The sequence below is a fragment of the Flavobacterium sp. J49 genome (assembly GCF_011742145.1).
Classification (GTDB): domain Bacteria; phylum Bacteroidota; class Bacteroidia; order Flavobacteriales; family Flavobacteriaceae; genus Flavobacterium.
In genome coordinates this window covers 1-10,683 of sequence record NZ_JAAQQU010000101.1, presented here as the reverse complement: position 1 = coordinate 10,683, position 10,683 = coordinate 1, and the positions used below count along the sequence as shown (strand labels likewise).

Annotated in this window: 14 protein-coding genes; all 14 read right to left on the bottom strand. The window is 30.9% G+C overall.

The genetic code is table 11. The annotated features are described in order from the left end of the window. Nucleotides 1-77 precede the first annotated feature (77 nt). Nucleotides 78-434: a hypothetical protein gene (locus tag HA632_RS05745; protein WP_176306255.1), complete on the bottom strand. Its 357-nt coding sequence runs from the start codon at nt 432-434 to the stop codon at nt 78-80. A gap of 145 nt (nt 435-579) precedes the next feature. Then, the gene (locus HA632_RS05740) at nt 580-1,215 is read right to left on the bottom strand and encodes a hypothetical protein (protein ID WP_176306254.1); all 636 of its coding nucleotides are present in this window, start codon (nt 1,213-1,215) and stop codon (nt 580-582) included. A 171-nt stretch (nt 1,216-1,386) separates the two neighbouring features. Next, nucleotides 1,387-2,316: a hypothetical protein gene (locus tag HA632_RS05735; RefSeq protein WP_176306253.1), complete on the bottom strand. Its 930-nt coding sequence runs from the start codon at nt 2,314-2,316 to the stop codon at nt 1,387-1,389. A 165-nt stretch (nt 2,317-2,481) separates the two neighbouring features. After that, nucleotides 2,482-2,922: a hypothetical protein gene (locus HA632_RS05730; protein WP_176306252.1), complete on the bottom strand. Its 441-nt coding sequence runs from the start codon at nt 2,920-2,922 to the stop codon at nt 2,482-2,484. Nucleotides 2,923-3,109: 187 nt separating this feature from the next. Continuing rightward, nucleotides 3,110-3,625: a hypothetical protein gene (locus HA632_RS05725; RefSeq protein WP_194967091.1), complete on the bottom strand. Its 516-nt coding sequence runs from the start codon at nt 3,623-3,625 to the stop codon at nt 3,110-3,112. A 183-nt stretch (nt 3,626-3,808) separates the two neighbouring features. Continuing rightward, on the bottom strand, nt 3,809-4,237 hold the full coding sequence (locus tag HA632_RS05720; RefSeq protein WP_176306251.1) for a hypothetical protein: 429 nt from the start codon (nt 4,235-4,237) through the stop codon (nt 3,809-3,811). Nucleotides 4,238-4,390: 153 nt separating this feature from the next. After that, a complete protein-coding gene (locus HA632_RS13980; protein ID WP_228778756.1) occupies nt 4,391-5,128 on the bottom strand; it encodes a hypothetical protein in 738 nt (245 codons plus the stop codon). A gap of 193 nt (nt 5,129-5,321) precedes the next feature. After that, nucleotides 5,322-6,005, bottom strand: a complete 684-nt coding sequence (locus HA632_RS05710; protein WP_176306250.1) for a hypothetical protein — start codon at nt 6,003-6,005, stop codon at nt 5,322-5,324. Between the two features lie 167 nt (nt 6,006-6,172). Next, complete coding sequence (locus HA632_RS05705; RefSeq protein WP_176306249.1) at nt 6,173-6,562, bottom strand: hypothetical protein; 390 nt, start codon at nt 6,560-6,562, stop codon at nt 6,173-6,175. A 164-nt stretch (nt 6,563-6,726) separates the two neighbouring features. Next, nucleotides 6,727-7,431, bottom strand: coding sequence for a hypothetical protein (locus HA632_RS05700; protein ID WP_176306248.1), 705 nt, complete (start codon nt 7,429-7,431; stop codon nt 6,727-6,729). Between the two features lie 170 nt (nt 7,432-7,601). Further along, nucleotides 7,602-8,174 carry a hypothetical protein gene (locus tag HA632_RS05695; protein WP_176306247.1) on the bottom strand — a complete coding sequence of 191 codons (573 nt, stop codon included), beginning with the start codon at nt 8,172-8,174 and terminating at the stop codon, nt 7,602-7,604. A 168-nt stretch (nt 8,175-8,342) separates the two neighbouring features. Next, entirely contained in the window at nt 8,343-8,990 is a 648-nt protein-coding gene (locus HA632_RS05690; protein ID WP_176306246.1) for a hypothetical protein, read from the bottom strand. Nucleotides 8,991-9,572: 582 nt separating this feature from the next. Next, entirely contained in the window at nt 9,573-10,019 is a 447-nt protein-coding gene (locus HA632_RS05685; protein WP_176306245.1) for a hypothetical protein, read from the bottom strand. Nucleotides 10,020-10,179: 160 nt separating this feature from the next. Next, nucleotides 10,180-10,641 carry a hypothetical protein gene (locus HA632_RS05680; RefSeq protein WP_176305570.1) on the bottom strand — a complete coding sequence of 154 codons (462 nt, stop codon included), beginning with the start codon at nt 10,639-10,641 and terminating at the stop codon, nt 10,180-10,182. Between the last annotated feature and the right edge of the window lie 42 nt (nt 10,642-10,683).

Sequence of the window (10,683 nt, the reverse complement as noted above, 5' to 3'; positions counted from 1 at the left end):
CTTTTTGAATTTTCGGAGAAAATTCGGGAAAAACCAAAGCCTAGCAATTGTAGCAAACTGCTGTTATAAGCTGGCTTTTAGTTTCGCTCCAAACTTTCAATCTCTTCATTACTTAAAAATTCAAACTCACAGAGAAAACCTGCGCCATTTCCACCATTCGGATTTCTGTAACCAATCAAAACTTCTTTTTCAGTCGATTCTGCTTGAATTACCACAATCAATTCTTTTGAGTCATCATCTTCATTTGTCAAATATGCAAGTTTCGGCAAGTCAATTTCAAATGCTTTGTGTTCATTTCCGGCATTTTTCAAGCAAAATACTGCTAAACCATTTCTTGCGTCATTTTCGGTTGCAATTTTTCCGCTAATCACGGGAATATTTTTCCATGATTTAATTTCAAAACTCGGCCATTTATTTTCTTTCTCGTTTTTCACTAATGTTTCTGAAGCTTGCTTATAACGTGCCGCAGCTTGTGATTGTGGCGTTCTTCACTCACTTGCGTTCCCAAATATAACTAAAATTTCAGTCAGCCGAGACATTTCTGATAAGACCAAAACCAGCCATAATCACAAACTGCTGTTATAAGCCGTTCTTATCTTCTTTCGGTTTAATTTTATTCTCCAATCTTTGAATTAGCTCAAAAATGTATTTATAATATTCGAAAGCATTTTCTTTGGCAAAATTTTCCAGTTGAACTTCTGCTATTGTTAACATAACTCTTCTGTCAATTTCAACATCTTTAATTTCTTGAGTTTTAAAATCCCCCATTTTCATTGGGATTTTCGTTGGAGTTTTACCAAGGATATTTTCAAAACTAGCATGAGAAAATCCGTTCCTTACCACATCATTTATAATCTTTTCTAAATGGCTCTTTTCTTCATTACTGATTAATTTTCTATTCCAACAATTGGTGATAGTATTTTTCATTGCCATTCCTTGAAACTTGTTGTAAGCCTTAATGGCAATTTCTTCTGTTTCTCCTAAACTGTTTTCATAAATTAATGCCAATTTTAGCAACCTTTCAATTATATGATTACTTATTGTAATACTTGCTACATATGCTTCCACCATTAAACATCTGTAGTTTTCATTCATTAATCTATTCAGTCCTGAAAACAAATCACTATCAACGTCAAAATATGGATTTAGCTTGTCAAAATTTAAATTGATTTTTTCTTCAAAATATTTCTGATATTGATTTTTATCTATATGCATTTGTCTTCAATTAAAAATGTGGTGGAATGGCTTATAACGTTTCGCCGCTATCCGACTGTAGCGAATCCAGCGAACTGCGTACTGTCTGCTAAGATAAAATATTTTCGTGAAGAAAGAAGCACAACTCAAGAAAAACCAGCTATAGCGGATAACGGCTGTTAGCACCAGTTTTTATATATTCACATTGTATTTTCGGAAAATTTGATTTTCAAAACTTCCGCTAATCATTTTCCAGCTTTTTGTGGTTCTTAGTTTTGTTATAATCTTTTCTATCATTTCTTTGTTGTTGTTAACAAAAGCGTATTCAGTAAAGTTGTAGAGATAATATATTTGGTTTTCTGTTTTAAACTTTTGTTTTTCAAAGTAAATTTTAAAGTAATCTTCGGATATTTTTTCTGCTTCATCAGGATAATTTTTCTTAAGATATTCAAAAGCATAACTATTATTGAACTTGAAAAGTAACTCAACAATATTGTGCTTCAAATTATCATTGAATTTTCCACAAGCAAATATTCTCTCATAGATTAACCAATAAATATCTTTGTCGAGTTTTATTATTTCGGCGTTTATTTCTTTTAAAAGCTTGTCGTTTTCAACAGCTTTCTGCATAGCAACTTCTTCTTTCTTTTCGTTATTTTCAGTTCCAATATCGCGAGCATTAATACGAACTTGATTCCAATAAGCGTGATATAAAATTGAGTATGAAAGTTCTTGAGAAATTATGCAACCGCTGTGAACATTGATGTATTTTTTGTTCTTTATTTCTTCAACGATAATCTTCTTTAAGTCAAATGCAATATCATTTTTCTCAATCAACTCTTTTATAGCATATAGCCTCAAAACTTGATTTTTATGAGATGTTAAATTGATTAATTCTTCTCTGGAAATGATTTCTTTAAGTTTATTAAAGTTGTAATAATTATTGGAACTTATTTTTGCTTTCTCAATATTGTTTTCTATTTGTCCAGGAAAAGGTCTGTGAATGATTCCATCCCAATCGTCAAGAGAATTAACTTTTATTATAGCGTTAATCAATTCTTCTTTTGTTTGTCCATAAGAAGTTGAAATAGCAATAAGTAATGTTAATAGCAGGGTTCTCATAAAATTGGTGCTAACGTTCCGCAGCTTGTAACAGTTGCGATGATTTATTACTGATGATTCCAAAGATAAAACTCCTTTTTGAATTTTCGAAGAAAATTCGGGACAAACCCAAGCCTAGCAATTGTTACAAACTGCTGTTAGCAATAGTTTTTTATCCATTACAACTCAGATTTCTTCTTCATTATATTCAAAAACATACCTATTTAGAATGTTATAAATAGTTTCAAATGAATGAGCTTTATTTACGTGATTTTTTATATCCTCTGAATCAATAAACTGAGTTAAAACATCTTCGTCTTTTTCAATACTTTTTATTAATACACTTTTAATTTCATCAATTTCAAATTCACCTATCATTTTCCATTCCGGAATTACTTCTACAGTTGGATTATAAAATGTATTTGCCAGAAATCGCGTGATAAAATTATCACTGATTTTATCAGAAGTTAATTTAAAACTCCATTTATTTCCTCCGCTATCAAAAGCAATAGAATTCGAATTGCCTTTTAAAACGCCTAAAACTTTTGCTTTACTCAAATAAGTTTGATTGGGAATTAAATCAACAGCATTGTTATAAATTGATATGATAGGAAACTTAGGTTTCATTTTTAATCTATTTAACTTTGGTTTAGCGGACTTTAAAAATTATTGCTAACGTTCCGCAGATTGTGATAGTTGCGACGATTAATTACTGATGATTACAAATATAAAATTCCTTTTTGAGTTTTCGGAGAAAACTCGGGATAATCCCAAGCCTAGCAATTATCACAAACTGCTGTTAGCAAACGTTTTTTTATTTAATAACATTTCGTCGCATTTTCTCTTTTGTTGAAAATGCAACTCTTATTTGGCCGCAATCATTTTTTGCTTGATTTATGTGAATCAAAGTGTCGTTTTCGATTATGAACTTTTCATTTTCAAAGATTTCATATTCAGATTCACTACCGCTTGGTTCACAACCTTTAATTGTCTTGTTGTTTTCAAAATAACTTTTGTCATTGAATTTTATGCAATAAACACCAAAACGATTTTGGAAAAGACAACCTTTTGGTTTTAGACTTTTCAAAACTATGGTATCATTTTCGATTTTCCAAGTTCCGTTACTTTTTGAGCTGGATTGGCATGCACCGCTTCTATATTCAAAAGTTTTGTTTGACTTAATGTCTAATGTAGCTCTAAATGGTATCATCTGGACTGTGTCATACCAAATTCTAACAAACTTTGGATTTTCAGTCTCTTTTGGTAAATCTTTTTTACAACTTGAAAGCAAAGTCAACAAAGCAAATAATAAGAACAATAGGTTTTTCATTTTCAAGATTTTGGTTGTTGTTTGCAGTTGAAAAAATGTTTGCTAACGTTCCGCGGCTTCGCGTCTGTTGCGATTCCAGCGAACTGCGTACTTTCTGCTAAGATAAAATATTTTCGTGAAGAAAGAAGTTCAATTCAAGAAAAACCTGCAATAGCGCGAAACCGCTGTTATAGCCAGGTTTTTTCACAAACTTTCAGTAACTAATTCAAATTCATCAGATTTTAGTAAATAATTATATTTCCCGTTAACTTTCTGAATCTTTCCATAATCAATTTTATTTTTTACTCTCAATACTTTCACTTTTTGAGCGTTTTCTTTTTCAGCCCAATCAAACAATGGTTTTCTCAATGTGTTTTTGTTATCCCAAACATAAACTTTGCCCCAAGACTTTTCTATTATTCCAAATTCTTGAAAGTCCATTTCTTGCTTGTCATCAAACTCGTCATTACTCTTCAGTATCAAATCTCCATCTTCAACTTTCTCTCTTACAGTGACTAAATCTCCATATTTATCTTCGATAGCTATTAGATTTAGTCCATACATAATGAATCCAATAACTAAAACAATTAGCAGAGTTGTTATTCCGGCAATATATTTGATTTTTGCACTCATTCGAAAACTTGGCTATAACGGTTTTCGGCTTGGCGATGTGGCGGATTTTTAGCACTAAAGTTCAATCGAAGAACGAATGTTGAACCTTGCACAAATGTTTCATAGAAGTACTTCAGCCGCCATATTGCCAAACCGATGTTATAGCCAGTTTTTCTATTTCTGATTTCGTTTGTCATAAATACTTGGGTTCAATACTTTTTCTAATTCGTCAATTTTAATTAAGTTTTCAATTGTCTGTTGAATACATTCTCTTGTCAATTCCTTTACGAATAAGTCGGGAGGTTTTTGATAAAGTCCGCTTAGATTTTGTCCTGTTTTTTTGTCTTCGTTAATTGCTGTTTCTAAGTATTTATATGTCCAAACATTAAGTCCATAATGTCGACCGTCTTCCAAGTCAACGTGAATGTTGCAAAATTCGTTTTCAATATCCCAATTATTCGGGTCAACTTCTTCAAATTCTAACCACAATGTAAATTGGGTATTTTCTGTTTTTCTGCCTTTTAACTTGTTATAAAGTTTTCTCAATTCTTTATTGTCTGACCAACCTTCACTCTCTGTCATTGCAATAATTAGAAAGTCTTTTGCTTCGCTAACTGTATTTGCTTGTCCCTTAACGATTGCATAGTTCCAAGGACTTTCTTTCTCAGACATTTTGTATTCAAACTGGAATTTTTTATCTCCAATACTATAAACTGTCACGAACCAACCGTCTTCCCAATTGTCCGTTGCTTGAATTACAAGTGAATAATGTGAAGTCAATCCATATAGTGTCGTGTTCGTAAAAGTATCGTTCACCATTGAAATAAATTCGAGCATTGCCTTTCCAATTTCATTTTCAACTACAGTCGCATTTTCACTTGTCAATTCTTTGTAGAATTCTTCAAGTGTCATACTTTTTTGGTCTGAACTTCTTATTATTGGCATAGTGTCGTTCTAAAATTGGCTATAACGTGCCGCCGCTTGGTAGTCGTGGCGACTTTTTAAATAATTAGTTGTAAATATAATCAAATTTTGAACTTAGTACTTTCCGACTAAGAAATGCAAAACCAGCCATGCTACCAAACGGCTGTTAGCAAACGTATTTTTACGAAACCCAAGTAGATTCAATCTTTATTATGCGCCATTTATTTTTTACTTTCTTGATATGAGCAATACCGCCATAACCGCATAATCTGCCACACGTGAAGCCAATATCTAAAATTCCATTTTCTTTTTTTGAGTCAAATTTTATTCCAGAAACTTGAAAAATTCCTGAAAAGTTGAATCTATATTCACGTTCAAAAATATTTTTCTTGTCAAATTCGTTTATGTTTTTAAGTTTAAATTTACCGTTCAACTTGATTTTTTTAAAATCTAGCACATAAATTTTTAGGCTATCAGTTTTATATTTTATCAAAGTATCATTAGAGTTTTTAGATATGATTTTTTCATATTCTTTTTGATATGGAGATATTCTGGGATCAAATGCTATTATCACTTTTGAAGTATCATTTTTCACTTTCTCTACACTCTTTTGCCATTTGATCATTTCTTTGCGCTGATTTTCTGTGGCTTTAGTCGTGTCTATAGAAACATGACCAGAAGCGTCGGTAAAATACTTTCCATACATTGGTGGTGGATTTGAAAAGATTCTAGTATCGACGCAAACTGAATCAATTAAGACTGGAAAAATTTCAGTCATTACATTTTTTTCAAAATCCAAATCATCAGCTTTCTTTCCACAACTAATAAAAAGGAAAATGATAAAGAGATAAGTTGTCTTTTGCATGGTGTTTAAATATGTTTGCTAACGTCTTGCGGCTTGTAACAGTTGCAAAAATTAATCACCGCCGATTCCAAATATAAAACTACTTTTTGAATTTTCGGAGAAAATTCGGTGAAAGCCCAACCCTTGCAATTGTTGCAAACTGCTGTTATGCACTGGAGCGTTTTCCTTTATTCAAAAACCAACTTCTTACATTTTAAAAACCCTTTTCCAAATAAAGTAAAAACTGGTTTCTCAATTATCTCAAATTTTTGGCTTGAAAAATTATTAATGTATTCTAAAATATCTTGTTGCATTTCCTGAATTTTAGTTTCTTTTGAACCTTCATAATAGTCAAACCATTCACTAAAAATTTTTTTCTTAGTCAACTTTTCAGTTATCAAATATTTCCAGTCAATGTTTACGGAATCGTATTCTATTTTTTGAACATCATCATTTGGAAACTCCAACGAAATTTCAACTTTATCGTCAATTTCAAGTATCAATTTATGATATTTCTTCTCTTGGTCAATTCTGTAACCAACTTTAGTAGCGTGTTCAACTAAATTACTAAATGTCATTTTATATGCGGTTTTGAGCTCTTGTGCATAACGTGCTGCAGATTGTGATTGTGGCGTTCTTCAATCACTTTCCATTCCAAATATAATTAAAATTTCAGTTAGCCGAGACATTTCTGACACGACCAAAACCAGCCATAATCACAAACTGCTGTTATAGGCAGGAATTATTCAAAGTACATTATTTCGTTACTATTCCGTTTAAACGTTTCTATTGATTTTCTAACACCTTGAGCATTCTTTTCTTCTTCAATATATTCTTTAGTAAATGGTGAGCTATTTCCAAGAATAAAATTTTTTGACCATTTTATTTTTTCTGCCACATAATTTTTATGACTTACTTTATATTTAATCACGTTCGCTTCTTCTTCAGTTACTTTTCGAGCCTTGTAAAATATATGCTCTTCTTTTTGAAGATATTTACATAAATCGTAATATGCTTGATTTTTAATAGTGTCTAATGTGCTTGCTATATAAAAAGCTGTATGCCTATTTTTTGGTTTATTCACCAATTCAAACAAATCATTATTGACTTTTAGAAATGGTAATAAATCTTTCCCAGGAATTGCGATAATATGTTCTGGTTTTAGTCCAATGAAATTGGGGAAATTATATTCTTTTATTTTTTGAGATGCCAAACTCTGATTTTCAGTTGTTTGATAAATGTATACGTTTGACGAATCCATTATAAATACTAAATTGGAATACCACTTCATTCCTTGTGGAATTACAGGGAACAATGCTTTACCTTCTTTTTCTATTCTCTGCATTTCAGCATATTGTTTTGAAATCACATAATATTCAAAAGCTTTTTCTTTCGGTTTATTACATCCTAGAAGCAAGATCGCGAAAAGTATAATTATATTTCTCATTGAAAAGCGGATTAATTCTTGCCTATAACGTCTTGCGGCTTGCAACAGTTGCAAATTTTAATCACCGCCGATTCCAAATATAAAACTCCTTTTTGAATTTTCAGAGAAAATTCGGTGAAAGCCCAAACCTTGCAATTGTTGCAAACTGCTGTTATGAGCAGTGCTTATTCTCAATTTGACACCGTACTTAAAAGTTTATTATTTTCAAAATTGAATTCTATAGTTTTCCAAGTATCATCGTGACCATTTAGAATGAGCCTAATAATAACTTTATTTTCATCATAACTTGTTTTTCCAAGATGCATTTCTGAGCCAATCAAAATTATCCTTTCCATTTCTTTTACAAAATCTTCAATCTCCTTTTTGTCTTTGAATTCGTGACCAATTAGTAAATTGAAGAACTCTTGATTTTCATCACTAAACCATACTGGAGGAATGAGTAATATCGAATTATCTTTTTTATTGAGTAAAATTATACATTCAGCATCCTCAATGTGTCTGTCTAAATAGTTTGTCAAGACAACAGTAAAGTACTTATATTCCGGTGTTAGATTTTTTACATAATCTAAAGATAGCTCTTTTATGTTTCCCATTTCTGGATGATACATCCAAATTCCATCAGCAATAAATGATTCTTTTTGAGGATACTTTTCCTTTAATATTTTGTCAAGATTTGATATTTCTTGTCCATAAAATTTAAAACTAGCAAGAAGTAAAATAATAATAAAGCCGATTTTTCTCATTGATATCATTCGTTTTGGCATTGCTCATAACGTGCCGCAGATTGTAACTGCTGCGATGATTTATTACTGATGATTTCAAAGTTAAAACTCCTTTTTGAATTTTCGGAGAAAATTCGGGACAAACCCAAGCCTAGCAATTGTTACAAACTGCTGTTATGCACAGGCTGTTCATTCTACTTTTCCCAACATTATATCGCGCACTTTTTGTAATTCTCCAATATTTCCTTTTTCTTTTAAGTTTGTCGTGATAAATTTTTGGATTAATTTGTATCGTTGAAGCAAGACCATTTCATTCGTTAAACTTGAGAATACTGAAAATGCTATATGTTGATTATTTATTTTCAATACAATTTCTTCATAAAATTGTCTCAAAGTTCCAAGAATTTCAAAGCCAATTTGTAAAGAAAATATTAATTCAATTTTATGTCTATCCTTGTCAGTATGTGCATAAAATTTATCTCTAAGATTTTTTATATTTTCTAAATGTAAATCTTCAATTTTCTTAATTTCTTCTCGAATAAAATTTAAACGAGACATTTTCATCTCACTATTTTTCCAAATTAAATTTTTCCTATTCGAGATTATATAATCAACCAGTTTCAATAAACTAAAGTCTTCTTTAGAATCAACAATTTTTGCAAGTTCAATTACAAAAAGTTTAAAAGAGTTTCTATATATACGAATGAAGGACGGAGAATTTTCTACTATAATTTTAAAGTAATTAGAATCTTTATTTGAAATTGAAATTAAATCAGATTTCAAATATTCTAATTCGAAAAAAAGTAAAGTTGTTTCTTTTAGTTTGTCTTCTATCATAGCAGTTTTTAAGCTTGTGCATAACGTGCCGCAGATTGTGATTTTGGCGTTCTTCACTCACTTGCGTTCCCAAATATAACTAAAATTTCAGTCAGCTGATACATTTCTGGCACGACCAAAACCAGCCATAATCACAAACTGCTGTTATACACCGGTGTTTTGAGTTTGATTGTCACGCAATATTACCACAAACACTTTCCAAGTTCATTTTGGTTTCCATTTCACTTTTTCTGAAAATACTTCATTATTCTCAAAAAAATTCGAGCTTCGCTCGTAATTTATCTTCTAAACCGTCGCGATTTTAGGCAAAATTTTCCGCAAACATTTTCAGGTTTCTATTTTCGCCGCAAACTTTTTTCGAACCATTTTCAGCGAAACTTTTTCAAGTCTAAATTTCCATTTCTATTTTGCAAACTTGGCAAATAGGAGTGAAGTTTAATCAAAAAGTTCTCGTCAGGAAAACACTGGTGTATAACGTATTGCGGCTTGTGATAGTGGCGGAATGCAATCACTTTCCATTCCAAATATAACTAAAATTTCAATCAGCGAATACATTTCCGATAAAGACAAAATCAGCCATTATCACAAACTGCTGTTAGCAACCGTTTTTAGTTTTTCTTTTATCACAATTAATTCATTTTCTGCCGGCAATTTATTCGGAACTGATTTAATCGTTAAAACTTCTCCACTTTTTGTTTTTGCGTTAATCTCGAAATATTTTTTCGCATTTTGATTAATTTCAACTTCCGTAATATTCTTAATTAAAATTCTGGAGTTAATTTTTACAAAACCAAACGGTTCCATATATATTCCATTAATTATTTCATTTTTTTTGATGTCAACGCGACGTTTGGTATTTAGTATGTTATGAATTAAATATCCAATGGCTAAATAACAAATCAATCTCAATATTTCAGTAAAGTTATACTCAAATAAATTATACAAACTGTAAGTTGAAATCCCGAAATATCCACCAATAAAAAGCAGATAAAAAATCGGATGTATTATTTCTTCCTCGTTTAATTTCATGTTGTGAAATGGTTGCTAACGTGCCGCAGATTGTAACTGCTGCGATGATTTATTACTGATGATTTCAAAGTTAAAACTCCTTTTTGAATTTTCGAAGAAAATTCGGGATAAGCCCAAGCGCGCAGTAGTTACAAACTGCTGTTATAGGCTGTTGCGATACCTAACTAATTGACGTTACAGTTATACTTTCAATTAACTTGAGCTTTCCATTTTCTATTTTAAAAAGATATAAAACATGCTCATATATATAATTTTTAAAGTTGACTCGACCAATGAAATAATTGTCGCTTATTTCAGAAAGCGTAAGGGTTAATTTAGTTTTTTCATTATCTCCAATACGTTTTAGTTTTCTGTTTCTATAGCGTTTCCATTTTTTAAAATCTGTAGTAATACATTCAATTGGAGTTTCGATTTTTTTTCCAAACCAGTCAACATCTTCACAAATACTAACGTTAAATTTATTGATTTTTAAGACATTTTCAATATTAAGTTTTTCGCAGAATCTTTTCAATTCAATAGATTTTTTTACTTGAACGAAAGCTTCTGCATAGTATGAATTATAATTTTCTTGAGCGAAAATTGAAGTTGTCCAAAGCAATATTATTATTAGTTCTTTTCTCATGAGGAGTTCTATGAAATGCGAATGAGCAATTGCCTATAACGT